A 23,224-nucleotide genomic window follows, 5' to 3' on the forward strand; every position below is an offset into this window, starting at 1 on the left:
ATACTCCCTTCGACATGAGTCCGTTCATTCCGGAGGCCCTGCTGGTCACCGCGAGGTCCGATGCTCCATTCAGCCCGGTGGTCGCTCTCGTTTTGTTCGCGGGAATGTGGGTGCTCTCCTGCACCGTGATGTCGTGGGTCACCGGGCACCGGGCACTCCTGGTTCGGTACCCGCCCGTGGATGAGCTCGTGGAGAAATCCTTCCATTTCGCCTCGGGCCACATGCGCTGGGGGGTGAGCTTCCACAACGCCCTCTACGTGGGGATCGGCACCGCGGGGGTTCACCTGGCGCCCAACGGGCTCTTCCGTTCCCCGTTCTTTCGAGGCATCCCCTGCATTCCCTGGAGCGAGCTCCACTGCGTTCGTCCCCAAGAGGACGGACTCTTCGGATGGCCCGGAGTCTCCAGGTTCGAGGTGCCCGCGCTGAACCTCCGCATCTCGATCCGAGGCGAACCGGGGCGCGCCATCGAGGGAAAGCTCGCATTGCTCTCCGTGGCGGGACGCTGAAAGGCACAGCCCACGACAGTCGAGACGTTGCCTCCGAAGCAGTCGGGTGGCCGGGGCGAGCGGTGGAGGCGAGCGATGGACTCCCCACTGGTTACGATACCGGCTCGAAGGAGGGTCTGGCGTGCAGGGAGCGCGAAACGTGGGTCCTCGGGCATTGTCGCGTCTGGAGATGGTGCGTGCGGCGGCAGTCGTGGCGGTGGCGTGGCAGTTCGTCGAGCCGGCTCCTCCGCGGACGGTCGTCATCGCCACGGGCAAAAGCAAAGCCCCGCGGCACCTGTTTGTGCGCGCGGGGCTTCGTTACTGCGCTGGTTCTACCGTGGGGCTCAGGTCCCCGTGCCCGAGGGCGGGACAGGCGCCTTGCCGCCCGTGCCCGCATCCTGCGTCACCAGGCGCAGCTGCCCGTGCGCCGCCACGAAGGACGCATCCACCTCGCGCTCCAGGTACGTGTAGCCGGACAGGCCTTCCTCGTACATGCGCAGCAGCTGACGCGACTCGTCCAGCGTCAGCCGGCCGTTGCGCAGCGCCACCTCGGTGGACTTGCGCAGCTTCGCCACCAGGTCGTCCTTGTTGTAGCTCACGTAGTTGAGCACCTCGGTCACCGTGTCGCCCTCCACCACGTGGTCGATCAGGTAACCCCCGTTCGGCGCCAGTGACACCTGCACCGCGTGCGTGTCTCCGAACAGGTTGTGCAAGTCCCCCAGAATCTCCTGGTATGCGCCCACCAGGAAGATGCCCAGGTAGTAGTCATCGTTGTTGAGCGGGTGCAGCTCCAGTGCGTCCTTCACCTCGCGCTTGTCGATGAAGTGGTCGATCTTCCCATCCGAGTCGCACGTGATGTCCGCCAGCACCGCCTGCCGCGTCGGCCGCTCGTTCAGCCGGTGGATCGGCATGATGGGGAAGAGCTGATCGATCGCCCACGAGTCCGGCAGTGACTGGAACACCGAGAAGTTGCAGAAGTACGTGTCCGACAGCTGCTTCTCCAGCGCCTCAAGCTCCTCGGGAACCTCGCCCGACTCCCGCGCGATGCGCATGATCTTGTGGCAGAGCGCCCAGAAGATGTTCTCCGCCATCACCCGCTGCTCCAGCGACAGGTGTCCCAGCGAGAAGAGCGTCAGGCTCTCCTCCTTGTACTCCTGGGCGTCGTGGTAGGCCTCCAGCAGGTTCTTGTTCGTCACGTCCTTGAACGTGGCCAGCAGGTTGCGCACCACCGAGGGCGCCTTCTCGTCCGCCTTGTCTGGCACGCTCACCGGATCGAACTCGCTGGTGCCCAGCACGTCCACCACCAGCACCGCGTGGTGTGCCACCACGGCCCGGCCCGATTCGGACACCAGGGTGGGGTGTGTCACGCCCGCGGCGTCGCACGCCTCCATCACCGCGAACACCACGTCGTTGGCGTACTCCTCCGTCGTGTAGTTCATGGACGACGTGAAGTTCGTCTGCGAGCCGTCGTAGTCCACGCCCAGGCCGCCGCCCACGTCCAGGTACTTCAGCGGCGCCCCCAGGCGCGCCACCTCCACGAAGAAGCGGCCCACTTCGCGCAGCGCGTTCTTCACGTTGCGGATGTTGGAGATCTGGCTGCCCAGGTGGAAGTGCAGCAGCTCGAAGCTCGGCAGCAGTCCCGTCTCCTTCATGAAGCCGATGGCGCTCATCAGCTCCGAGGATGACAGGCCGAACTTCGAGCGGTCTCCGCCCGAGGCCTCCCACTTGCCCGCTCCGCGCGAGGACAGCTTCACCCGCATGCCGATGCGCGGCTGGATGCCCGTCTTGCGTGCCACCTCGGCAATCAGCGGCAGCTCCGAGGGCTTCTCCACCACGAGAATCACCTTGCGGCCCAGGCGCGAGAAGCGCAGCGCCGTCTCGACGTACTCCTCGTCCTTGTAGCCGTTACAGATGACGAGCGCGTCCTCCTGGTCCAGCAGCGCCATCACCGCGAGCAGCTCCGGCTTGCTGCCGGCCTCCAGGCCGTAGCCAAACTGCTTGCCCGTCTCGACGATCGTTTCCGCCACGTACCGGTGCTGGTTCACCTTGATGGGGTACACCCCCTGGTACACGCCCTTGTAGTTGTGCTCGGAGATCGCCTTGCGGAACGCCTGGTTCAGGTGGATCACCCGGTGGCGCAGCACGTCCGTGAAGCGGATCAGCAGCGGCAGGCCGATGCCTCGGCGCCGGACCTCGTCCACCAACTCCTTCAGGTCCATGCTCGGGGCCTGGGGGCCGTCCGGATGGACACACACATTGCCCTTGTCGTTGACGCCGAAGTAGGGCGAGCCCCAGTTGCGGATGCCGTAGGTGTCCTGGGCATCGGCGAGGGTCCAACGGTGCTGAGGAGTGATCGAAGGCATCGGCGTTCCTGCTCTCCCGGTCAAGGGGTGGAGGTTGTCCAACATCGGACGGCGCGGGAACTATCGGGAATCCCCCCGTCATTCAACCCCTGGTTGAAGGGCGGGCGGCCAGACGGCGCCAGAGGGCCCTCCAAGTCATGGGTGGGCTGTCCTCCAGCGGATTCCTACCCTTCCCCCAGAGGAGGTTGGGGAGCCCGTATGGAGCCAAGGGGAGGGTACATGGAGTCGTCCGCACGCAGGGACTCGCCGTTGATGACCCCGAGGGAGATTTACGAGCGCTTGGACAGGTTCGTCATCGGGCAGGAGACAGCCAAGCGGGCCGTGGCCATCGCCGCCCACAACCACCTGAAGAGAGTCCAGGCGCGCCGAATGCGGCGCACCTCGCTGCTCAAGAAGTCCAACATCCTGCTCATCGGGCCCACGGGAAGCGGAAAGACCCACATTGCCAGGAATCTGGCGGAGATCCTCTCCGTCCCGTTCACCACCGTGGACGCCACCGAGTACACGGAGGCCGGTTACTACGGGAAGGACGTGGAGGTGATGGTGGCCGACCTGCTCTTCAAGGCCAACCACTCGGTCGAGGACACCCAGCGGGGCATCATCTTCATCGACGAGGTGGACAAGATTGCCCGGCGCTCGCAGGGGGCGCGCAACGGGGCGGGGAGCCGGGACATCGGCGGCGAGGGCGTTCAGCAGGCGCTCCTCAAGCTGCTAGAGGGCCGCGAGGTCTTCGTTCCCATGAATGTCACACAGGCGTGGAATCGCGGTGACTTCGTGCCCATCGACACCCGGGACATCCTGTTCATCTGCGCGGGCACGTTCTCGGATCTGCACGAGTACGGGGGCTCCGTGGACTCGCGGCCCATGGGGTTTGGCGCCATGGAGGGCCAGCGGGTGCGCCGGCACGTCACCACCCGGCAGTTGGTGGAGTACGGGATGCTCGCCGAGTTCCTCGGCCGCCTGCCGGTGGTGGTGCAGTTGGAGCTGCTCGGCGAGCCGGAGCTGTTGCGCGTGCTCACCGAGTCTCCGGATTCCATCATCCGCGAGTACCGGGAGCTGCTGGGGCTGGACGGCATCGAGCTGGAGCTCACCGACGACGCCCTGCGCGAGGTGGTGCGCTTCTCCATCGACAAGGGGCTGGGGGCGCGCGGTCTGCGCTCCATCCTCGAGCACGTGATGTCCGACGTGATGTTCGAGGCCCCCGAGCACCGCCGTCACCAGGTCACCGTGGACCAGGGCTTCGTGCGCACCCGGCTGGCGGGCCTGGAGGCGCACGCCGGGTGGGGGGCCTGAGTCCGAGGCTACTCGCGCTCGGAGGCCCGCGCCGCGGCTCCGAGCCGGGCCGCGAACTCGGGATCCTGAAGGAGCTGGAGGACGAGGTTGCTGCGCAGCACCGCCTGCGTGTCACCGCGCTCCATCGCCTCGCGCAGTTGCTTGTCCGACATTGCCCGCTGGAAGCGCGGGTCCTGCTTCAGGGACTTGTAGGCCGGGTTCTCCGCCAGGCGCCGGGCCCGCTCCGGGTTCGACGCCACCTTGCCCACCACGACCATGTCCTTCACCGCGGCGAACTGGGTCATCTCGAAGAGGTTGTAGCGGCGCGCCAGCGCGAAGCTCAGCGAGTCCTTGGGGGACACGCCCATGCGCTTGCCCGCCACGATGATGTACTGCTCGGCGAAGACGAGCGCGCTGAGCACCACGTAGGTGATGGCCACCACCCTCGCCCCGCCGAGCACGAAGCCGATGGCGCCGTCCAGGCCCCGTTTTTCCGGGTTCGTGCTCCCGAAGAGCCGCTGCAGCAGGGTGGTGAGGGCATAGCGCACCGCCACCAGCACGCCGATGAAGAGGAGCAGGGAGCCGGCGACCGTGCCGATGAGGAGCGGCGCGCCACCGAGCGCCTCCGCCATCTTCGGACCCACGTACGTGCCCAGCTTGCGCGAGACGAACCACGCCACCGCGAGCGCCGCCATGTTGGCGATCTGCTTGGCCCCTCCGGAGATGGCGCCCACCACGGCGAAGAGCAGCACCAGCCCCAGGATGATCAGGTCGATGGTCACGCGGTTCCTCCTTCCGCCTGGTGTTCGTCAGCGGATTTTGAAGGCGTCGCCCTGCTTGCGTGACTCTTCCAGTAGCACTTTCTGGACCTCGGCGAGCTTCTCCTTGTAGCGGGTGTTCGCCGGCTCATAGGTGAGTGCCATCTTCAGGTTGCGCTCGGCCGAGGCCCAGCGGCCCGCATCCGCGTCCGCCGCGCCCGTCTGGTAGAACTGGCGCCCCTTGGGGTGCACGCCGATCTGCTCCTCCACCTGGCGCTTGGAGGCCGCGCGCGTCTCGGCCTCGGAGGACTCGGTGAAGCGCAGCTTCTGGGCGCGCTCGGGCCCCGAGACGTTCGCCGTGTACTGCCGGCGTTTCGCGTCGTCCCTCAGCACGTAATAGGCCTCGGTGACGCGCTTGTAGAGCTCGTTGACGCGGTCCTTGAGGTCCTTGTTCTGCAGGTGGAAGAAGCGGTCCGGGTGGTAGCTGCGGCTCTCCCGGTAGAAGGCCTTCTTGATGTCCGCGGGTGGCGCCGTCCGCTCCACCATGAGGATCTCGAAGTAGTCCATCTGGTCGAGCTGGGCGCAGCGTTCCCAGAGCTGGGCCATCTGGGCGGGATCCAGGTCCAGGCTCTTCCCGGCCGCGGCGGGCGGCGGGGGTGGAGGCTGGGCCGAGGCGGTGGGAGGCGGAGGCGGGACGGCGGGGTTGACGCCGGACGGAGGGCGCGCTGGAGCTCCCGCGGGTGCAACGGAGGGCACCACGGGCGCCACCGAGGGCACGAGCGGTGCGATGGAGGGCATCACGGGTGCCACCGAGGGCACTCCCGGTGGGCGTGGCGCACCCGGAGGGGGCGGCGGCTGGAGTGCGGCGGAAGGCGGGGGGGGAGGCTGGGCCGCGCCGGTGGGAGGAGGCGGCGGACGAACCGGGCTGCTCCCGGACGGAGGGCGCACGGGTGCGGATCCCGCGGGCGCCACGGCCGGGAGCGAGGTGGTGGGCCGGACGACGGGACGTGTGCCCGAGGGAGCGGGGCTCGGGGGAAGCGCCGCGCCCGGGGCCAGCGTGGGCGGCTGTGGGCGGGACGCGGTGGCCGCAGCCGGCGGAGGAGGGGGCACCGCGGGGCCCGGAGGTGCTGGGGGCGCGGACGGACGCGCGGGCGCCACGCTCGGGACCGCTGCGACACTGGGGCGAGTCCCCGAGGGTGTCCCCATGGGGCGCGCGGGCGTGGCCGGAGACCCACCAGGGGCGGCGGACGCACCGGGAGGCGGGGGCGGACGGGCCGCGGAGGCCGGGGCAGGCGCACCGGGAGGTGGGGGCGGACGGGCCGCCGCACCGGGCACGGATGGACGGGCCGCGGGGGCCACGGAGGGCACTCCCGGCGAGGACGGGCGCGACGGGGGCTGACCCGGGGCCGCGGTCACGGGAGGCCGCACGGGGGCCACGGCCGGCGCGGTGCCCGAGGCGGGCGGACGGGCCGGAGGCACGGCGGGCGCGGCGGCCGCCGGAGTCACCCGGGAGCCCGGTGTGGCGGGCTGGCTCGGGACCGGAGGGGCGGGGGGCTTCCCGGCGCCGTTCTGGGGAGGCTGGGACATCGCGCGGGTCTATCTTCCTCGTCTGGCGGCGACGGCGGGCAGGTCCCCCCCATGGCCCGCGAGTTGGAGCTGCTTGTTGGCCTGCATGGAGCGCTGGATGTCCGCCTCCGACATGCCCGAGGACATGGTGAGGGTGGTGGACGTCTTCTGCCCCGTCTCCTGATCCGTCGCCGACACGTTCACCAGGCCGTCGGTGTTGATCTCGAACGTCACGTCGATCTTCACCTCGCCGCGGTAGCCGATGCGGAAGCCCGAGAACTCGAACTCGCCCAGCATCTCGCACTCGTCGGCGCGGTTGGACTCGCCCTGGTAGACGCGGATCTTCACCTTCTCCTGGCCGTCGCGGCTGGTGGTGAATGTCTTCGAGCGGTCGATGGGCACCGGGGTGTTCTTATCGATGATCTTCTCGGTGTAGCCGCCCACCGTGCCGATGCGCAGCGACAGCGGCGTCACGTCCACCAGGAAGGTCTCGGTGGCCGCGTCCAGCAGCGCGTTGGCCTGGAGCGCCGCGCCCATGGCCACCACCTGGTCCGGATTGACGCCCTCCTTGGGCTCCTTCTGGAAGTAGTGGCGCACCGAGTTGCGGATGATGGGCAGGCGCGTGGGGCCACCCACCAGGATGACCGCGTCGATGTCCGCCGCCGTCATGCGCGCGGACTGCAGCGCCTCGTCACACACCTTGAAGGTGCGCTGCACCAGGTCCATCACCATCCGGTTGAACTGGTCCTGCGTGAGCCGGTTGCTCAGGTCCAGCACGTTGCCGCTGGCGTCCTGGCAGATGCCCTGGCAGAGCACGTCCGCCACGCCGGTGCTGCCCACGTCGATCTTCGCGCGCTCGGCCGCGTCCTTGAGCATCTGCAGGCAGTACTTGTTCTGCCGCAGATCCAGCCGCGTGCGCTTCATGAAGTCGTCCGCCAGCCACGTCATGATGCGGTCGTCGAAGTCGTCGCCGCCCAGGTACGTGTCGCCCGCGGTGGACAGCACCTCGAAGACGTCCTTGCCGATCTCCAGGATGGAGACGTCGAAGGTACCGCCGCCCAGGTCGTACACCACCACGCGCTGGCTCACCTCCCGGCCGAAGCCGTAGGCGAGCGCCGCCGCGGTGGGCTCGTTGAGGATGCGCAGCACCTCCAGCCCGGCGATGCGCCCCGCGTCCTTGGTGGCCTGGCGCTGGTTGTCGTTGAAGTAGGCCGGCACCGTGATGGCGGCCTTGGTCACCTCGCGGCCCAGGTACGTCTCCGCGATGGCCTTCATCTCCTTGAGGACGAGCGCCGAAATCTCCGGCAGCGAGTAGTCGTGCCCCCGCACGGCGATGCGCACCGAGTTGTTGTCGCCCTCGACGATGCGGTAGGGCATCACCGCCTGGGCCTTCTTCACCTCGTCGGAGAAGTAGTAGCGCCCGATGAGCCGCTTGGCCGAGTACACCGTGGACTCGGCGTTGGTGATGATGTTGCGCTTGGCCGCGTTGCCCACCAGGACCGAGCCGTCCTCGAGGAAGGACACGCACGAGGCGTGGGTCGTCTCACCCCACTCGTTGGGGATGACGAACGGCTGACCGTCCTGCACCACGGACACACACGAGGTGGAGGTACCCAGGTCGATGCCGATCGCGATGTCGTTCGACATTCCGTCTCCGGTGTAGCCAGGGAGGGCCGTTGGAATCCCGGCCCTCGGAAAGGCGCCGGGATGTTAGGCACCTCGCACTCGGCCTGTCAAACGTTCCGTATGGGTAAACCCCAGTCGTTTCAAGGGTTTGGCCCAGCATCCAGCCGTCCGGGGGTTGGGTTGAGGGGGCGGGGGGGGCGGCATTATCTATGAGGAGAACAAGGAGGTTTGTCGCATGTCCGTCGCGCTGGCCGTCCTGACGTCCGATCCGAACCTGGTGCGGTGCGAGCTGCATCGGCTGGAGGGGCAGGTGTCTCTCCAGGGAGAGGAGGGGCGATCCAACGCCGTGGGCATTGGAGCCTATGCGCAGGATGACGTCCTGCTGCGCCGCTTCCCCCGGGACGCGGACCTGTCCCTGGAATCGCTCGCTCCGCCGCACGAGACAGAGGCGCTGCTCTTCCACGGGCGGCGGCTGCCCGTCGGGTTGTCGCTGGAGGAGAACACCCAGCCGTTCCGTTCGCGCCGCTGGCTGTTCGCACACCAGGGGAGCCTCCAGGACTTCGCCCGCATCCGTGCCGGGCTGCTGGACGAGGTGCCGGACTTCCTCAAGCGGCAGATCCGCGGGGAGACGGACAGCGAGGTGGCCTTCGCGCTCTTCCTGAAGCGGTTGTGGGAGACGGGGCACGCGGATGACCCGAGGCTGGAGGCGGAGGCGGTGGGCCGGTTGCTGGCGGACACCGCGCGCTACCTGTCGAAGGCCTCGGCTTCCGCGGGCGCCGCGCGCACCTCCACGGTGAACCTCCTGGCCACCAATGGCTTCGTCCTGGTGGCCACGCGCCTGGGCGGACAGCCGCTGTACTACACGCGCCTGGAGGGTACGGATCGCTGCGAGGTGTGCGGCATCACCCCCACCTCGCCCGAGTCGCAGCCGGGAGTGGTGGCGCACCGGCGGAGGCGCTCGGTGGTGGTGGCCACGCACGTGAAGCGTCCGGCGGGCTGGGTGGAGCTGGCCGAGGGCACCACACTGGCGGTGGAGCCGGACCTGCGGGTGCGTCACCTGACGGCGTAGTCACACGCCGAAGAAGGACACCTCGAGGAAGCGCACGAAGAGGTTGGAGGCGGCGTGGAAGAGGGCGGAGCCCACCACGCTGCCGGTGCGCTCGCGCATCCATCCGAAGAGCAGGGCGGGGAAGAAGACGGACAGGCGCCACACCTGGAAGATGGCGAGGTGGCCGAGCGCGAAGAGCAGCGCCGTCAGCCAGAAGGCGGCCCCCAGACGCACGCCCAGGACACGCCGCCCGTGGGGCCAGGCATCGCGCAGGCGGGCCTGCATGTAGCCCCGGTAGAAGAACTCCTCCGGCAGTGCCACCACGAAGAGCTGATCCACCACCCACTCACCGAAGCGGGGCGGCAGCCGCGGGGTGAAGTGCGAGACACCCCGGAAGGGAGCCAGCAGGCGTGCCAGGTCTGGGGGGAGCTGGGGCAGCACCTGCGTCCACAGGGCGAAGGCCCCGAAGAAGAGGGGGAACACCACCGCGCTCATGATGAGGAAGAGGCGCACGTCCTCGCGCCAGGTGCGCAGGCTGAGGCCGTAGTCGCGGTAGTCCTCGCCCCGCCAGCGCATGGGGATGAGCGGCAGGTAGAGGAAGCCCACCGTGGCCACCAGCTTGGGGATGCCGGAGCCTCCGAAGAGGAGGAAGGCGATGATGATGCCCAGGAAGCCCAGGCCCCACAGGCCCAGGACTTCCTGCACGGCGCTCGGGCGCCAGGGCGTGGCCGGGGCGGCGGAGGTGCTCACGGCGTGGCCACCTTCGTGGCGAGCTGCTGCCGGACGACGTCCAGGGACAGGGCCCGGCAGCCGCGTCCCTTGCGCTGGACGGACACCGCCACCAGCCGGCCGTTGGTGTCGAAGAGGGGACTGCCCGGAGGGAGCGCCAGGCTCACGTCGAAGAAGGGCGCGGGGGCCTTGCGAGCCAGGGCCGCCTGTGGCCTGTCCTGCTGCCGGCCTCGCCCGGGCACGACGCCAATGAGCCATTGCCCGACGGGGCTCTCGGAGGCCACCCGCACGGGGGCAGCGGGGTATTCACCCGCGGGCGCGGCGACGACCGCCACCTTCAAGTACGCATTGGCGAGCACCACCCTGGCCGGCAGTGTCCGCCCGTCGTACTCCACCTGGGCGGTGTCCAGGCTGATGTGGCTCACGGAGGTGAGCACCTGGCCCTCGGTGCCCACGATGACGCCCAGGCCCGCCTTGCGGGTGCCTCGCACCTTCACCACGGAGCGCTCGTGCAGGGCCAGCGCCTTCTGCAGATCGGCCATGGTGGGGCGATCCACGGCGGAGGCGTGGGTGGCGAGCAGGAAGAGGACGAGCGGGATCAGTCGGTGCGGCAAGGCGCGGCGAGCCTAGCACCGGTGATGGGCCGCGTCAGGCGCTTCGCAGCTTGCGCAGGGTGGAGACGAACTGCTCCGCGGGGAGGGTGTTGAGGATGTCACCCTTCCGAGCCCAACCCCGGCGCGCGGTGGCCACGGCGAAGGCCAGGTTGCCCAGATCCTCGGCCCGGTGCGCATCGCAGCTCGCCACCAGCTTCACCCCGCGCTGGAGCGCCAGGCGCACGTGCTCGGCCTTGAGGTCCAACCGCTCCGGCTTGCCATTCACCTCCACCGCCACGCCTCGCTCGGCGGCCTTGTCGAGCACCGCCTCCATGCGCATGGGGTAGGGCTCGCGGTTCTGGATGAGGCGCCCGGTGGGGTGCCCGAGGATGTGCAGGTGCGGGTTGTCGAAGGCCGTCAGCAGCCGGCGCGTCATCTGCTCCTCGTCCATGCCGTGGCGCACGTGGATGGAGCCGATGACCACCTCGAGCTTCTCGAGGACGCTGTCCGAATAGTCGAGCGCGCCACTCTCCAGGATGTCCACCTCGATGCCCTTGAGGAGCCGCACGCCCTTGACGGTGTCGTTGACGCGGTCGATCTCCTCCCACTGCCGGCGCAGGTCGTCCTCCTTGAGGCCTCCGGCGTAGATGGCCGCCTGGCTGTGCTCGGTGACGGTGAGGAACTTCAGGCCCAGTGCCTGGGCCGCGCGAGCCATCTCCTCCAGCGAGTGCTTTCCGTCCGACCAGGTGCTGTGGGCGTGCACGGCGCCCTGGAGATCCTCCAGTGTGATCAGGTCCTCGGGCAGCCGGCCCTCGAGCGCGGCTTCGATCTCTCCCGAGTCCTCGCGCAGCTCGGGCGGGACGTACTGCATGCCGAGCAGCCGGTAGAGCGCGGCCTCGTCGGGCACGTGCAGCTTGGTGCCGTCGTCGCGGTGGACGCCCCACTCGGAGATCTTCAGCCCCCGGTCATGGGCGATTCCGCGCAGCCGCACGTGGTGGGCCTTGGATCCGGTGAAGTGGTGCAGGGCGGTGGCGAAGTCCTCGTCGGGCAGGACGCGCAGGTCCACCTGGAGATCCTTCTCGTGCAGCCGCACCGAGCACTTGCTCTCGCCCCGGCCGATGATGTGGGCCACTTCGGGGGCTCGGGAGAAGGTATCGAACACCGCGCCGGCATCGGGCGCCGAGGCGATGAGGTCCACGTCTCCGATCGTCTCCGCACGCCGGCGCAGACTGCCTCCGACGCTCGCGCGGATGACTCCGGGCGCGGCCTTGATGGATGCGAGCAGCCGCTCGGCCACGGGCAGCACGTCCCCCAGCAGGCGCCGGGGCGTACGGGTTCTCCGGTAGATCTCGACCCCGGCGAGGATCTTCGCCTCGCTCTTCTCGCCGAAACCCGACAGCTTGCGCACGCGGCCCTCGCGGCAGGCCTTCTCGAGCGCATCCACGCCATCCACCCCGAGCTGGCGCGCAATGGCCAGGGCCTTCTTCGGGCCGAGGTCGGGCACCTGGACGAGCTCCAGGACTCCCGGGGGGAACTCACCGCGCAGCGCGTCGTAGTAGGCGAGCTTTCCGGTGGTGAGCAGCTCGGACACCTTGTCGGCGATCGCCTGGCCGATTCCCGGGAGCTCCTTCAGGCGGCCGTCACGGACGAGGGCGCCGAGGTCCTCGGAGAGGCCGGCGATGCGGTCGGCGGCCGTGTCGTAGGCCCGGCTGCGGAAGGGGTTCTCCCCCTTCATCTGGAGGAGGAGCGAGATGTCCCGGAGGACCTGGACCACGGTGGCTTTGTCGGCAGGCATCACGGGGGAAGGTAATGCCCATGGAATGGGGGTGCAGGCGAGCGGAAACGCGAGGTTCACTCGCAAGACCTCCCAGGCCCGGCCGTGTCGGGATACAAGGACACCGGATGTTGACTCCAGAGAGCCACGAGAGACGGAGCCGATGAAGATCAAGCTCGGACCGGCGGACTTCGCCGAAAAGGAGATGCGGGGCTACGAGGTGGGCAAGCGCAGCCTGTGCGTTGCCCGGATCAACGGGCGCTACAAGGGGCTCGATGACTGGTGCAACCACGCGGGGTGTCTGCTGTCCGGTGGCCGCCTGGAGGGGAACATGGTCGTCTGCCCCTGCCACGAGGTCGGCTTCGACATGGACTCGGGGAAGAACGAGACCTCGCCGGGCGTGTGTGACGACCAGCCCACGGTGAAGCTCGAGGTCGACAACGGGGAGCTGGTGGTCGAGCTGCCCGACAAGGACGTGTAGGGAGGAGGATCGGTATGGCACACGAAGGACACGATCACGACCATGACCACGGGCATGGTCACGGGCACGGCCATGACCACGGACATGGTCATGATCATCACCACGATCATGGGCACGGTCAGGACCACGGGCATGATCACCATCACGACCATGAGCACAGGCACGCGTACGGTTCGGTGACGGCGGCGGAGCACAAGTCGCACGCGCCGGTGCACGTGAGTGCGTTCGTGGTGACGTGCTCGGACAGCCGGGACGCGTCGAAGGACGAGAGCGGGCGGGTCCTGCGCGAGCTGCTGGAGGCCGAGGGGCACTCGGTGAGCGGCTACAAGGTGATCAAGGACGAGCCCGAGGCGATCCGCGCGACGCTGAAGGAAGCGCAGGAGTCGGGAGCGCGGGCGGTGATCTTCAACGGAGGCACGGGGATCGGCCGGCGGGACAGCACGGTGGAGACGTTGCAGGGGCTGTTCGAGAAGACACTGCCCGGCTTCGGCGAGCTGTTCCGGATGCTGTCGTTCAAGGAGATCGGCAGCGCCGCGATGATGTCCCGGGCGACGGCGGGCACGTACCAGGGGATGATCCTCTTCGCGCTGCCGGGCTCGCCACAGGCGGTGCGGCTCGGGCTTCAGCGGCTCATCCTCCCCGAGCTGGGTCACGCGGTGCGTGAGCTGACGCGCTGAGTTGAGAGCTTCCGGCCAGGCCTCGCCCATTCAATCTCCGCGAGGTCTGGCCGGTTCGCGTCACATTCCAGACAGAACAGGATGGTGAGGACGAATCAGACGGCGTTGATGAGTCTCCAGGAAACCATGTGCGAGCAGCTCCGATAATTCATTCAAAGCTCGCTACTGTCGGAGATTCCCGCCATGTCCAAGCTGAACTCGTTCGCCCCTGGTGCTGGTGGTTGCTACCGTCCCTCGCCCGTTCCCACCCGGCCGCAGCCCGGCCCCATCGAGACCCTCCCCGCGCCTGGGATTCCCCGTCCCCCGCCGCCGCCCGGTGGTGGCTGCTTCCCCTCGCCGCTGCCGCATCCCCAGCCGCTGCCGCATCCGCAGCCCTTTCCCCTGCCCGGTCACGGTGGGCTGCGCGACCTGATCAACCGCGCTCGTTCCTCCGCGGTCTCCAACACCCAGGCCAACCAGCTCGAGCGGATCCAGCACGGCCTCGAGAGTGGCTACATCTCCGAGGCGGAAGCCGCCGAGTTGCTGAAGCAGCAGGCCTCTGTCTCCGACGCCATCAAGCGCGCCCAGGCCGATGGCTTCATCTCGGCCAAGGAGCAGGCGGACATCCAGCGCCAGCAGGCCAAGGCCAGCGCCAGCATCCGTGAGGCCCGGACCAGCTTCGAGTTCGATTCGATCCTGCAGGACCACGGCGTCGTGCAGACGCAGGCGGAGCAGCTCGGCAGCATCGCCCAGGGCATCCGCTCGGGGCAGCTCTCCAGCAGCGAGTCCTCGACGCTTCTCCGGGGGCAGGCCGACCTCACCGGCGACATCGCCAAGGCGCAGGCCGATGGTTCGCTGAGTCCCGCCGAGAAGCTGGCCACCACCGCGCGCCAGGCGAAGGCCGGTCTCGACATCCAGCGCGAGAAGCACGACCTCGAGAAGGCGCCCCACGGCCGCAACCGCTTCCCCATCATCTTCTACTGATCGAGCGGTGGTGCCGAGACTCCTGGCAACGATGAACCCCGTGGCGGAATGGGCTGCTTCACGCTACTGGGTTCCCTGAGCCATGGGCCGGAGAACACAAGAACACACGGGGCTGAGCCCGAGAGAAGCCGAGCGCCTGCGCCCGTGCCTGGACGCCTTCCTGGCATCCACCGACAGCCGGGCGCGCATCGCGTTCGATCCCCTGGAGTTCCCACACCGCTACCGGGACCCGAGGGACATCGAGGTCAGCGCGCTGCTCGCGGCGGCGCTGGCCTACGGGCGCGCGGACCTCTTCCGGCCCAAGGTGGACGCATTGCTCAAGCGCATGGGCCCGTCACCGGCGGCCTTCGTGCGCGGGCTGGATGTGGCCGGGGCACGCGAGCTGCTCGCGGGGTTCGTCTACCGCTTCAACGTGGGGACGGATGTGGCGGTGCTCCTGCTAGGCATGGGCCGGACGCTGCGCGAGCTCGGGAGCCTGGAGACGCTCTTCGTCCAGGGACTCGAGGTCCGGGGCTCCTGGCACGGCGCGCTGGATGCCTTCACCTCGGCCCTGCGCGACGTGCCCATGGAGCCGCTGCGCAAGGCGCTCGGGCCCGAGCGCGGCCTGCACCATCTGTTGCCCTCGCCCCTCGGGGCCGGAGCGGCCAAGCGGCTCAACCTCTTCCTGCGGTGGATGGTGCGCGGGCCGGATGGCGTGGACCTCGGCATCTGGAAGCGGGTGCGTCCCTCGGCGCTGCTGATCCCCCTGGATACACACATCGGCCGCATCTCGAAGCACCTGGGCCTCACCCGCCGCAATGACCTGACCTGGCGCACCGCCGAGGAGGTGACGGCCTCGTTGCGCGCGCTCGATGCCGAGGACCCCGTGCGCTACGACTTCGCGCTGTGTCACTACGGCATGAGCGGCGTGTGTCCCACGAAGCCCGTCCCGGAGAATTGTGCGCGGTGCAAGCTGCTCCCGGCGTGCTCCGTGGGACGCAAGACGGTGGAGGTCCGCACGGGAGCGAGAGGGGCTCGGCGTGCGCGGACCCGCTAGCGCGGCATCGGGGTCACTACCCCCTGAGTGGTTGACGGGTGCCACGCGAGCGGGGATACACGCGCCATGACGTTGGCCTCGGTTGTCGGACAGCCGCGTGCGATCGACGCGCTCCAGGCGGCGCTTCGCAGCGGCGCGGTTCATCACGCCTATCTCTTCGCCGGACCCGAGGGCGTGGGCAAGGAGCTCGCCGCCGTGGGGCTCGCCCAGGCGCTCACCTGCCCGGAGAAGCCCAACGAGGGCTGTGGCACCTGCTCGGGCTGCACCCGTATCGCCAAGGGCGCCCACCCGGACGTCACCTGGCTCATGCCGGATGCCGAGCGCGTGGAGCGAGGGCTCGCGGGCCGCTCGGACTTCAGCGGCACGCCCAGCCGGGAGATCCGCGTGGAGCAGGTGCGTGGGCTGCTGGAGCGCATCGCGCTGCGCGGGCTCGAGTCCAAGCGCAAGGTGGCCATCGTGGTGGACATGCACATGATGAACGCGCAGGCACAGAACGCGTTCCTCAAGACGCTCGAGGAGCCGCCCGCGGACACCACGCTCATCCTGCTCGCCTCGGCGCCGGACAAGCTGCTGCCCACCATTCGCAGCCGGTGCAGCAAGGTGTACTTCAATCCGCTGCCCGTGGAGCTCGTCGCCGAGCGCCTCCAGAAGGAGCGCAAGCTGGATGCCCAGACGGCGGAGCTCGCGGCGGTGATGGCGGGCGGGAGCCTGGGGCGGGCCATGGCGTTGGATCTCGACGCGCTCGCGGCGCGCAAGGACGTCATCACCGGCTTCGAGGCGCTGAAGCCCGGGGACGTGGGCGCGCTGCTGCGCTGGGCCGAGACGTTCGGCGCCTCGCGCGAGCTGGCGGAGCAGGCACTCACCATCCTCTCGCTGTGGACGCGGGACGTGTCGCTGGCGAAGGCGGGCGTGGAGCGGCTGGCCAACAGGGATCTGGTGCAGCTCGCGCAGGAGGTGGCGGTACGCACGCACGAGACGGTGCTGCACCGCCGGCACGCGCTGCTGGAGAAGACGAGGGCGACCATCGTGGAGCGCAACGCGGCGCCGAGGCTGCAGCTGGAGCGGATGCTCATCGAGCTGCTGGAGGGGCGATGAGCGCGGACATCGAGGACGTGCTGGACGAGGTGAAGGCCGGGAAGGTGCAACCGCTCTACCTGCTGTGGGGCGAGGAGTACCTGGTGCGCCGGGGCGCGGACGAGTTGGTGAAGGCGCTGCTGCCGGACGCGTCGGCGGGGCTGAACTTCGCGGTGCTGGACGCAGGCTCACCGCGCGAGGTGGCGCAGGAGCTGGCCACGCTGCCGCTCTTCCCCGGGCGCAAGGTGGTGCTGGTGAGGGACCCGGAGTTCCTCGCACCGAAGAAGGGCCGGGGGGACGCGCTGGGCAAGGCGCGCGAGGCGTGGAAGGCGGGCAAGCGCAAGGAGGGCGCGCGGCGGCTGCTGGCGCTGGCGGCGCGGGCGGGGTGGGGCGCGGACCAGATTGATCCGGGGGCCTCGGGTGCGCCGTCGGTGGAACAGTGGAAGGACGAGCTGAACGTCGAGCTGGCCGAGGCGGACCTGGTCTTCCTCAAGGAGGTGGCCGCGTTCTGCCGCGAGGAGCGCATCACCGCGCCCGAGGGTGACGCGAGCGCGCTGCTGGAGCTGTTCCAGAAGGGAGTGCCGCGGGGGCACGCGCTGGTGCTGGCGGCGTCGGAGGTGGACGCGAAGAACCCGCTGGTGAAGCTCGCGGCGGACAAGGGGCGGGTGGTCGAGCGCAAGGTGGCGGCGCGCCACAAGGACCTGGAGCTGGAGCCGCTCGCCGAGGAGTTCCTGCGGCCCTTCAAGAAGAAGCTGGGGAAGGGGGCGGCGGAGCAGCTCAAGGAGCGCATCGGCGGCAACGTGCGGCTGTTGCAGTCCGAGCTGGAGAAGCTGGCGACGTACGCGGAGGGGTCGACGATCGAGGCCTCGGACGTGGCGGCGCTGGTGGCGCACACGCGCGAGGAGGAGTTCTTCGAGCTGTCCGAGGCCCTGCAGAACCGCAACCTGAAGGCGGCGTTGGACTACACGATGGACGCGATGGGGCAGGGCGTGCACGGGCTGCAGTTGCTGGGTGCGGTGGCCTCCATCACGCGGGGCATGCTGGAGAACCACGAGCGGCTGGAGAAGTTCGCGGGAGGTTCACTGCCGCGCTCGTACCCGGACTTCAAGGCGCGCGTGTTCCCCAGAATCGAGGAGGAGGCCAAGGCGGCGAAGGGCAAGGCCCCTCATCCGTACGCGGCGTTCCTCGCGATGCAGGGGGCGGCACGCTACAAGCGGCGTGAACTGCTCGATGCGCTGGTGGCGTGCGCCGATGCGGACCTGGCGCTCAAGTCGTCCGCGAGCAGCAAGCTCGTCATCGAGCGCCTGCTCTGGACCGTCTGCGGGAGCGCCTGAGGCTCACTCCTCCAGAGGCGGCTGGGGCCCCGGGATGATGTGCGCGATGTCCGGATCCAGTCCGCCCACCTCGCCCTTGGGGCGCTCGGCCTTGAGGCGCTTGCGCTCCTCTCGTCTGGCATCCTTGTCCTGATTGCGCTGCTGACGAGCCCGCTCCTTCTGACGCTTGATGAATGTGACTGTCATGAGACTCCAAGGGAGTGAGTTCTAGAAAGACCCGTCTCCTCCCTGAGACAGGCCCCGTGAAACGGTCCTGATGCGCGTGGAATCGCGCCCGCTGGGCAGACGAGGAAGCCGAGCTGCCTCCCGTCATGGGAACCCATTGCGGTAGCGCCCCGGAGCGGAGCGCGGTGGGTTTCAGATGTAATCACCGGGTCCGGAGATGTCACCCCATTGAACCCGGGTGTCCAGAAATGAAAAAGGCCCAACCTCGCGAGGAGAGTGGGCCTGGTGCCGATCCTGACGGCGCGCCTTAGACGGGGCGGACGTTCTGCGCCTGCAGGCCCTTGGGGCCGCGGGCGACGTCGAACTCGACCTTCTGCCCTTCCTGGAGCGAGCGGAAGCCCTGGGTCTGGATCGCGCTGTGGTGGCAGAAGAGGTCCTCGCCCCCGCCGTCCTGCGTGATGAACCCAAAGCCCTTCGCGTCGTTGAACCACTTCACGGTACCGGTTGCCATTTACTCGTCTTCTTTCTTGTCCGGCCTCAGTGAGTTGAGCCGGAGGCCGCTCCCTTACGGGGGGCGACCATTGCCGTGTGTCACGTTTCGAGGCGCGTGCCTAGGGGCCCTCTCCGAATATGTCCGGAAAGTGCCACATGACTGGCGGCTGGAGATTGGAACCCCCGGCCCCGGGCTTCCATTCCGCGTCCTCCCTCTCCCTCGGGAGCCGCCGCTCAGCGAGGCGGTTTTCGAGTACGCCGTCTGGAGGGCACGGGAGTGACCTTCCCGGGCTCGGTGGGCCGATAGAGCGGCAGCCCGGGACTTCGTACGAACTCGAAGATGAGGGACGTCTCCAGGTGGGCCACCTCGGGCCGGGTGGTGAACGCGTCCATGCCCAGGTCCCTCAGGTGGTCGGCGTCCCGTACCGCTACGTGCACGAGGAAGTCGTTGGCTCCGGCCACATGATAGACGGCCAGCACCTGGGGCAGGGAGAGCGCGTGGCGGCGGAACTCCTCCACCATCTCCCGCGAGTGCTGCCGGAGCCTCACGGCGATCATCGCCTGGAGCCCGATGCCCACCGCTCGCGCATCCACCTCGGCGTGGAACGACTTGAGCACGCCCGTCTCTCGCAGCCGGCCCACCCGGGCGAGGCAGCTCGACTGTGCGAGCCCCACCTCCGCGGCCAGCTCCTTGTTCGAGAGCCGAGCATTGTTCTGCAAGGCCTCCAGGATGGCGAAGTCGATTCGGTCCAGCTCAGGCGCCGCCGGTGGCTTCCGCAGGTTATTCGATGTTCCTTTCATTCGTGGAAGCGTATTCCTTTAGGTGCCCGGTTGGCAGGAGGAAATTCGGATGAGACAGCTTGGTTTCGAAACGCGTGCGGTCCACTCCGGCCGCGAGGAGCTGGCCACCCTCGGCGTGCATGCGCCGCCCATCGATCTCTCCACGACCTATCCCGTGGGCAGTCTCGGGGGCATCGGCGAGTGCTTCGACGCGCTCGCCCAGGGGGGTCCCCTGCGGGACAATCCCGTCTACGCCCGGCTGCACAACCCCACGGTGGTCCGCTTCGAGAAGGCACTTGCCGCACTGGAGGGCACCGAGGAGGCGGTGGCCTTCGGTTCCGGCATGGCGGCGCTGACGGCGGTGCTCCTCGCGGCGCGCCAGGGCGGCAAGCACGTGGTGGCGTGCCGTCCCGTCTACGGGGGCTCGGACCACCTGCTGGACAGTGGCCTGTTGGGGTTGGAGGTCACCTGGACGCAGCCACAGCACGTGAGCAAGGCCCTGCGTCCGGACACGGCGCTCGTCGTCATCGAGACCCCGGCCAACCCCACGCTGGCGCTCATCGACATCGCGCGGGTGGTGGCCCAGGCGGGCAACGTCCCGGTGCTGGTGGACTCCACCTTCGCCACGCCCGTGCTCCAGAACCCGCTCGCGCACGGGGCCACGCTGGTGCTGCACAGCGCGACCAAGTTCCTCGGCGGGCATGGCGACGTCATGGGCGGCGTGGTGGCCACGAGCGCGGCCTGGGCGGCGCGGTTGCGCCAGGTGCGCATCGCCACTGGCGGCGTGCTCCACCCCGAGGCGGGTTACATGCTGCACCGCGGTCTGGCGACGCTGCCCGTCCGCGTCCGCGAGGCGCAGCGGGGAGCCCAGTTCCTCGCGGAGCGCCTGGCCTCGCACCCGGCCGTGTCTCGCATCTGGTACCCGGGACTCGCGGGATGTGATCCCGAGGGCCTCGTGGGCCGGCAGATGCGGGGGCCTGGGTGCCTGCTCTCCTTCGAGCTGGCGGGCGGTGGGAAGGCGGCGGCCCGGGTGATGGAGCGGGTGGAGCTGCTCACGCCGGCGGTGAGCTTGGGCTCGGTGGACACGCTCATCCAGCACCCGGCGAGCCTCACGCACCGCGTGGTGGACGCGACGGCCCGCGAGGCCAGCGGCATCTCCGAGGGAATGCTCCGGGTCAGCGTGGGCCTGGAGAACCCGGAGGACCTCTGGGCGGACCTCCAGCGCGCCCTAGACGCGCTGCAGTCGCTCGAGCGGCTGGCGGGGTAGGGCGTCGGGCTGGGGCGCGGGGGACGAGACCTCGCGCTCGAGGGCCGAAAGGAACGCGCCGAAGAGCCGCTCCTCGATGGCGCGGGGCGCGGACAGGTCCGAGACGCCGGCCTGCGCCAGCCGCAGCTTGCACGTCTCCTCGATGTCGAGCCGGTGCGACTGCTCCTCGGTGACGACCTTTCCGAGCTCGGTGCGCACCGAGGCCTGGTGCGTGGCGGCCTTGTAGAGCGGGTACATCAGCATGGCCCGCTGCTCCACGATGGTGGTGGTCAGCAGGTAATTGAGCTTCACGTCCTCGTGACCCAGCGCCTGCGTGGCCCAGGCAGCCAGCTCGCGGTCGAGCGTCTGGAAGTACGTGGCGGCTTCCTGGGGGCAGAGGTACTCGGAGACTTCGCCTCCGGCAACCTCGCACGCCAGCCGCTTGAAGGCCATGGCGTGACGCGTCTCGTCCGCGAGGTGCGCGAGCACCTCCAGCGTCGGATGACGATCGGCCACGGTGCGGCTGATCTTCCTGGCTCCAACGAACTCCAGGAGGGACAGCGTGTTCAGCCAGCGAGCCTCGAGCGGGGGCTCGGCCGTGATTCGCTTCAGGACGGTCTGGATTTTCTCGCGCGACATAGGGGCGGGGCGCCGTCTACCGCGTTGCGGGCCTGGACGCCATCCCCCCGCGCCATGTGGCGGCTGTCGAGGAAGAGAAGAAGAATCGCTGCCCGAGTGGAGAAGCCGGTTTGGTTGGCTGACCAATCCAGGTCTGGGGCGGAGTTGAACCGCGTTCGCTTTACAGGCGAATTACCAGGGCTTGTTTGGCCTCTCAGGCCGGGCAGCTGCAATCAGGGACGAAAGGGCCCGAAAAATCCTGACATCAACCGAATCGCTCTCGTAACACCGCCGCATGGCTCCGGCTGAGCAGCAATGGCGCGGCGAGGCCTCGCAGGTACACCTCACCACCCCCGCTCAAGCCCCGGTCCACGCGCTCGACGAAGGACAGGTTGACCAGCGAGGAGCGGTGGATGCGCGCGAAGAGCCGCTCCGGCAACCGCGACTCCCACTCCTTCAGCGGGCGGGAAGAGAGCGTCCGGCTGCCGTCCGCCATGACGACCTCCGCGTAGTCCCCCGCACCACAGAGACAGACAATCTGGTCGACGCGCACGAACCGCGACTTCGCTCCGTTCTCCAGGAAGAGCATGTCGCCTTCCGCCAGCTTCGGGCGCGCGGTCCCCGGTACGGGTTCTCGCTTGCCCTGCTCCCGCGCCGCCAGCCGCGCCACCGTCCGGGCCAGCCGCTCCGGATGTACGGGCTTGAGCAGATAGTCCAGCGCGTTGACCTCGAACGCTCGCAGAGCATGAGCGTCGTAGGCTGTCACGAAGACGAGCTCGAACGGGCGCTCGGGCAGGCGCGCCAGCAGCTCGAAGCCCCCTTCTCCCGGCATCTGCACGTCGAGGAAGAGGAGCGTCGGCTGGAGCGCTTCGATCTGCGCGAGCGCGGACGCAACCCCATCCGCCTCTCCCACCACCTTGACCTGCGGGTACTCCGATAGCAGCTCTCTCAGCTCCACCCGGGCCAGCCGCTCGTCATCCACCAGCAAGGCGCGCAACGGGGACGTCATGAGACTCCTTGTCGAAGACCGCGGTCCATTCCCTGGCGGGGAGCTCGACGACGACGTGAACCCACCCCTCGTCCTCCCAGGACTCCAGCTTCGCACGCTCCGCGAACAGGTGCGCCAACCGCTCGCGCACATTCCTCAGTCCCGTGCCTGTGCCCTGGCCCCCGGGCTCGCGCGCGGGCGGCGCCCACGCCCCCGTGTTGTCCACCTGGATGCGCAGCACGCCCTGCTCCTCCCTCACGTCCACGCGAACGCGGACCGGCAACACCCCGGAGGCCATCCCGTGCTTCACGGCGTTGTCCACGATCGGCTGGATGAGGAACGCGGGGACCACCAGCCGCTCCGTGCCGGGCATCACCGACAGGCTCACCTCCAGCTTCTCCTCGAAGCGCACGGACTCGATGCTCAGGTAGCTGCGCACCATGGCCAGCTCCTCCTCCAGCGGCACGTGCGGGTGGTCCCCCTTCTGCAGCGAGAACCGGAGGAACTCCGCCATCTCCGTCACCATCCGCCGCGCTCTCGCCGGATCCTCTCCAATCAACGCCCGCACGGAGGTGAGCGCATTGAACAAGAAGTGCGGGTGCATCTGGTGCCGCAGGGAGGCGACCCGAGCCTCTTGCGCCAACGTGTCCGCGCGCAGCGCCCGCTCCCGCTCGCTCTGCCACGCGAGGCCGTGCTTGATTCCGAAGTAGAGCCCGCTCCAGCCCAGCAGGGTGATGGCGTAGTCGAACGCGTACCTCGGCAGCCGCACCCGGTTCTCGTCCCAGTCGTACTGGCCCGCATAGAACCAGGCGGCCCAGGCCTCACCCAGGACCATCCACACCCCGCCGAAGATGGCGCTCGTGGCCAGGGCCCAGATTGCCTGACGCCGGAACGTGCTGGGGAAGATGCGCCGATACCCCAGCCGCATCACGCTGGTGAGCCCCAACCCGAATGCGGCGCGAACGGCCTTCACGATCACCAGATGCAGCGCCCCACCCTCGGCCGAGAGGATGGGGAGGAAGGTGATGATGAGGAGCAGGGCATAGAGCCCCCAGCCGCCCAACTGCAGCGTCCAGAAGGAGGGGGCGGAGGCCGAGCGCTGATTCATGTGCCGCAACCTACCAGAGGCGCCGGAGCATCGACGCATGTCTCCCGG

The 23,224-nt window shown here is 68.9% G+C and carries 25 protein-coding genes; 12 read left to right on the top strand and 13 right to left on the bottom strand.

Annotated elements, in window-relative coordinates; genetic code table 11:
- The first annotated feature begins 14 nt into the window (after positions 1–14).
- Positions 15–506 (top strand): hypothetical protein, encoded by a 492-nt coding sequence (locus DAT35_RS41080; RefSeq protein ID WP_108074757.1) that lies wholly within the window; start codon positions 15–17, stop codon positions 504–506.
- A gap of 323 nt (positions 507–829) precedes the next feature.
- On the opposite strand, the gene speA is transcribed toward DAT35_RS41080, so the two are convergent.
- The gene (gene speA / locus DAT35_RS41085; RefSeq protein WP_199243147.1) at positions 830–2,848 is read right to left on the bottom strand and encodes a biosynthetic arginine decarboxylase; all 2,019 of its coding nucleotides are present in this window, start codon (positions 2,846–2,848) and stop codon (positions 830–832) included.
- Positions 2,849–3,067: 219 nt separating this feature from the next.
- Here speA and clpX point away from each other — a divergent pair, with 219 nt between their 5' ends.
- On the top strand, positions 3,068–4,141 hold the full coding sequence (gene clpX, locus DAT35_RS41090) for an ATP-dependent Clp protease ATP-binding subunit ClpX (protein WP_108074759.1): 1,074 nt from the start codon (positions 3,068–3,070) through the stop codon (positions 4,139–4,141).
- Between the two features lie 8 nt (positions 4,142–4,149).
- On the opposite strand, the gene DAT35_RS41095 is transcribed toward clpX, so the two are convergent.
- Together DAT35_RS41095 and DAT35_RS41100 are read right to left on the bottom strand one after the other, a co-directional pair.
- Entirely contained in the window at positions 4,150–4,902 is a 753-nt protein-coding gene (locus tag DAT35_RS41095; protein ID WP_108074760.1) for a CvpA family protein, read from the bottom strand.
- A gap of 27 nt (positions 4,903–4,929) precedes the next feature.
- Positions 4,930–5,676, bottom strand: a complete 747-nt coding sequence (locus DAT35_RS41100) for a J domain-containing protein (protein WP_108074761.1) — start codon at positions 5,674–5,676, stop codon at positions 4,930–4,932.
- Here DAT35_RS41100 and DAT35_RS58465 point away from each other — a divergent pair.
- Positions 5,666–6,277 (top strand): hypothetical protein, encoded by a 612-nt coding sequence (locus DAT35_RS58465; protein ID WP_146210093.1) that lies wholly within the window; start codon positions 5,666–5,668, stop codon positions 6,275–6,277. The two genes, DAT35_RS41100 and DAT35_RS58465, sit on opposite strands and share 11 nt — an antisense overlap.
- A 197-nt stretch (positions 6,278–6,474) precedes the next feature.
- Here the strand turns inward: DAT35_RS58465 and dnaK are convergent, their stop codons facing one another.
- Positions 6,475–8,091, bottom strand: coding sequence for a molecular chaperone DnaK (gene dnaK, locus DAT35_RS41110; protein WP_108074762.1), 1,617 nt, complete (start codon positions 8,089–8,091; stop codon positions 6,475–6,477).
- 214 nt (positions 8,092–8,305) lie between these two features.
- Between dnaK and DAT35_RS41115 the strand changes: the two genes are divergently transcribed.
- Positions 8,306–9,139 (top strand): class II glutamine amidotransferase, encoded by an 834-nt coding sequence (locus DAT35_RS41115; RefSeq protein ID WP_108074763.1) that lies wholly within the window; start codon positions 8,306–8,308, stop codon positions 9,137–9,139.
- On the opposite strand, the gene mrtX is transcribed toward DAT35_RS41115, so the two are convergent.
- The 3 genes from mrtX to polX are packed head-to-tail and all read right to left on the bottom strand — an operon-like array spanning position 9,140 to position 12,235.
- Positions 9,140–9,868: a myxosortase MrtX gene (gene mrtX / locus DAT35_RS41120; RefSeq protein WP_108074764.1), complete on the bottom strand. Its 729-nt coding sequence runs from the start codon at positions 9,866–9,868 to the stop codon at positions 9,140–9,142.
- A complete protein-coding gene (locus tag DAT35_RS41125) occupies positions 9,865–10,461 on the bottom strand; it encodes a serine protease (RefSeq protein WP_108074765.1) in 597 nt (198 codons plus the stop codon). The genes mrtX and DAT35_RS41125 overlap by 4 nt, the downstream gene beginning before the upstream one ends.
- 34 nt (positions 10,462–10,495) lie before the next feature.
- Positions 10,496–12,235, bottom strand: coding sequence for a DNA polymerase/3'-5' exonuclease PolX (gene polX / locus DAT35_RS41130; protein ID WP_108074766.1), 1,740 nt, complete (start codon positions 12,233–12,235; stop codon positions 10,496–10,498).
- Positions 12,236–12,377: 142 nt separating this feature from the next.
- Between polX and DAT35_RS41135 the strand changes: the two genes are divergently transcribed.
- The 7 genes from DAT35_RS41135 (at position 12,378) to holA (ending at position 17,779) form a co-directional block, all read left to right on the top strand.
- Positions 12,378–12,695, top strand: a complete 318-nt coding sequence (locus tag DAT35_RS41135) for a Rieske 2Fe-2S domain-containing protein (RefSeq protein WP_108074767.1) — start codon at positions 12,378–12,380, stop codon at positions 12,693–12,695.
- Positions 12,696–12,737: 42 nt separating this feature from the next.
- Entirely contained in the window at positions 12,738–12,875 is a 138-nt protein-coding gene (locus DAT35_RS60185; protein WP_199243148.1) for a hypothetical protein, read from the top strand.
- Between the two features lie 29 nt (positions 12,876–12,904).
- Complete coding sequence (locus DAT35_RS41140; RefSeq protein ID WP_199243160.1) at positions 12,905–13,372, top strand: molybdenum cofactor biosynthesis protein B; 468 nt, start codon at positions 12,905–12,907, stop codon at positions 13,370–13,372.
- A 183-nt stretch (positions 13,373–13,555) separates the two neighbouring features.
- The gene (locus tag DAT35_RS59475; protein WP_158502106.1) at positions 13,556–14,335 is read left to right on the top strand and encodes a hypothetical protein; all 780 of its coding nucleotides are present in this window, start codon (positions 13,556–13,558) and stop codon (positions 14,333–14,335) included.
- A gap of 82 nt (positions 14,336–14,417) precedes the next feature.
- Positions 14,418–15,371 (top strand): TIGR02757 family protein, encoded by a 954-nt coding sequence (locus DAT35_RS41155; RefSeq protein ID WP_108074771.1) that lies wholly within the window; start codon positions 14,418–14,420, stop codon positions 15,369–15,371.
- Positions 15,372–15,437: 66 nt separating this feature from the next.
- The gene (holB, locus tag DAT35_RS41160) at positions 15,438–16,466 is read left to right on the top strand and encodes a DNA polymerase III subunit delta' (protein WP_108074772.1); all 1,029 of its coding nucleotides are present in this window, start codon (positions 15,438–15,440) and stop codon (positions 16,464–16,466) included.
- On the top strand, positions 16,463–17,779 hold the full coding sequence (holA, locus tag DAT35_RS41165) for a DNA polymerase III subunit delta (RefSeq protein WP_108074773.1): 1,317 nt from the start codon (positions 16,463–16,465) through the stop codon (positions 17,777–17,779). The genes holB and holA overlap by 4 nt, the downstream gene beginning before the upstream one ends.
- Positions 17,780–17,782: 3 nt before the next feature.
- On the opposite strand, the gene DAT35_RS41170 is transcribed toward holA, so the two are convergent.
- The 3 genes from DAT35_RS41170 to DAT35_RS41180 form a co-directional block, all read right to left on the bottom strand.
- Positions 17,783–17,965 carry a hypothetical protein gene (locus DAT35_RS41170; RefSeq protein WP_108074774.1) on the bottom strand — a complete coding sequence of 61 codons (183 nt, stop codon included), beginning with the start codon at positions 17,963–17,965 and terminating at the stop codon, positions 17,783–17,785.
- 286 nt (positions 17,966–18,251) lie between these two features.
- The gene (locus tag DAT35_RS41175; protein ID WP_108074775.1) at positions 18,252–18,455 is read right to left on the bottom strand and encodes a cold-shock protein; all 204 of its coding nucleotides are present in this window, start codon (positions 18,453–18,455) and stop codon (positions 18,252–18,254) included.
- Between the two features lie 215 nt (positions 18,456–18,670).
- On the bottom strand, positions 18,671–19,237 hold the full coding sequence (locus tag DAT35_RS41180; protein ID WP_108074776.1) for an Lrp/AsnC family transcriptional regulator: 567 nt from the start codon (positions 19,235–19,237) through the stop codon (positions 18,671–18,673).
- 49 nt (positions 19,238–19,286) lie between these two features.
- Between DAT35_RS41180 and DAT35_RS41185 the strand changes: the two genes are divergently transcribed.
- On the top strand, positions 19,287–20,483 hold the full coding sequence (locus DAT35_RS41185) for a PLP-dependent aspartate aminotransferase family protein (protein WP_108074777.1): 1,197 nt from the start codon (positions 19,287–19,289) through the stop codon (positions 20,481–20,483).
- Here DAT35_RS41185 and DAT35_RS41190 read toward each other — a convergent pair.
- The 3 genes from DAT35_RS41190 to DAT35_RS41200 all read right to left on the bottom strand — a co-directional run bounded on the left by DAT35_RS41190 (position 20,445) and on the right by DAT35_RS41200 (position 23,176).
- Positions 20,445–21,101: a hypothetical protein gene (locus tag DAT35_RS41190; protein WP_108074778.1), complete on the bottom strand. Its 657-nt coding sequence runs from the start codon at positions 21,099–21,101 to the stop codon at positions 20,445–20,447. The genes DAT35_RS41185 and DAT35_RS41190 overlap by 39 nt on opposite strands.
- Positions 21,102–21,345: 244 nt before the next feature.
- Positions 21,346–22,089: a LytTR family DNA-binding domain-containing protein gene (locus DAT35_RS41195; protein WP_108074779.1), complete on the bottom strand. Its 744-nt coding sequence runs from the start codon at positions 22,087–22,089 to the stop codon at positions 21,346–21,348.
- A complete protein-coding gene (locus DAT35_RS41200) occupies positions 22,055–23,176 on the bottom strand; it encodes a sensor histidine kinase (RefSeq protein WP_108074780.1) in 1,122 nt (373 codons plus the stop codon). The genes DAT35_RS41195 and DAT35_RS41200 overlap by 35 nt, the downstream gene beginning before the upstream one ends.
- Positions 23,177–23,224: the final 48 nt, after the last annotated feature.

The sequence above is a fragment of the Vitiosangium sp. GDMCC 1.1324 genome, from assembly GCF_003044305.1.
In the GTDB taxonomy this organism is placed as follows: Bacteria; Myxococcota; Myxococcia; order Myxococcales; family Myxococcaceae; genus Archangium.

Coding starts and splice junctions, on each gene's coding strand:
- DAT35_RS58465 (WP_146210093.1), top strand. CDS start 5,666: ATGGAGGGCATCACGGGTGCCACCGAGGGCACTCCCGGTGGGCGTGGC.
- DAT35_RS41155 (WP_108074771.1), top strand. CDS start 14,418: ATGGGCCGGAGAACACAAGAACACACGGGGCTGAGCCCGAGAGAAGCC.
- polX (WP_108074766.1), bottom strand. CDS start 12,235: ATGCCTGCCGACAAAGCCACCGTGGTCCAGGTCCTCCGGGACATCTCG.
- speA (WP_199243147.1), bottom strand. CDS start 2,848: ATGCCTTCGATCACTCCTCAGCACCGTTGGACCCTCGCCGATGCCCAG.
- DAT35_RS41200 (WP_108074780.1), bottom strand. CDS start 23,176: ATGAATCAGCGCTCGGCCTCCGCCCCCTCCTTCTGGACGCTGCAGTTG.
- DAT35_RS59475 (WP_158502106.1), top strand. CDS start 13,556: ATGTCCAAGCTGAACTCGTTCGCCCCTGGTGCTGGTGGTTGCTACCGT.
- DAT35_RS41170 (WP_108074774.1), bottom strand. CDS start 17,965: ATGACAGTCACATTCATCAAGCGTCAGAAGGAGCGGGCTCGTCAGCAG.
- holA (WP_108074773.1), top strand. CDS start 16,463: ATGAGCGCGGACATCGAGGACGTGCTGGACGAGGTGAAGGCCGGGAAG.
- clpX (WP_108074759.1), top strand. CDS start 3,068: ATGGAGTCGTCCGCACGCAGGGACTCGCCGTTGATGACCCCGAGGGAG.
- dnaK (WP_108074762.1), bottom strand. CDS start 8,091: ATGTCGAACGACATCGCGATCGGCATCGACCTGGGTACCTCCACCTCG.
- DAT35_RS41115 (WP_108074763.1), top strand. CDS start 8,306: ATGTCCGTCGCGCTGGCCGTCCTGACGTCCGATCCGAACCTGGTGCGG.
- DAT35_RS60185 (WP_199243148.1), top strand. CDS start 12,738: ATGACCACGGGCATGGTCACGGGCACGGCCATGACCACGGACATGGTC.
- holB (WP_108074772.1), top strand. CDS start 15,438: ATGACGTTGGCCTCGGTTGTCGGACAGCCGCGTGCGATCGACGCGCTC.
- DAT35_RS41135 (WP_108074767.1), top strand. CDS start 12,378: ATGAAGATCAAGCTCGGACCGGCGGACTTCGCCGAAAAGGAGATGCGG.
- DAT35_RS41185 (WP_108074777.1), top strand. CDS start 19,287: ATGAGACAGCTTGGTTTCGAAACGCGTGCGGTCCACTCCGGCCGCGAG.
- DAT35_RS41100 (WP_108074761.1), bottom strand. CDS start 5,676: ATGCCCTCCATCGCACCGCTCGTGCCCTCGGTGGCGCCCGTGGTGCCC.
- DAT35_RS41175 (WP_108074775.1), bottom strand. CDS start 18,455: ATGGCAACCGGTACCGTGAAGTGGTTCAACGACGCGAAGGGCTTTGGG.
- DAT35_RS41190 (WP_108074778.1), bottom strand. CDS start 21,101: ATGTCGCGCGAGAAAATCCAGACCGTCCTGAAGCGAATCACGGCCGAG.
- DAT35_RS41180 (WP_108074776.1), bottom strand. CDS start 19,237: ATGAAAGGAACATCGAATAACCTGCGGAAGCCACCGGCGGCGCCTGAG.
- DAT35_RS41195 (WP_108074779.1), bottom strand. CDS start 22,089: ATGACGTCCCCGTTGCGCGCCTTGCTGGTGGATGACGAGCGGCTGGCC.
- DAT35_RS41080 (WP_108074757.1), top strand. CDS start 15: ATGAGTCCGTTCATTCCGGAGGCCCTGCTGGTCACCGCGAGGTCCGAT.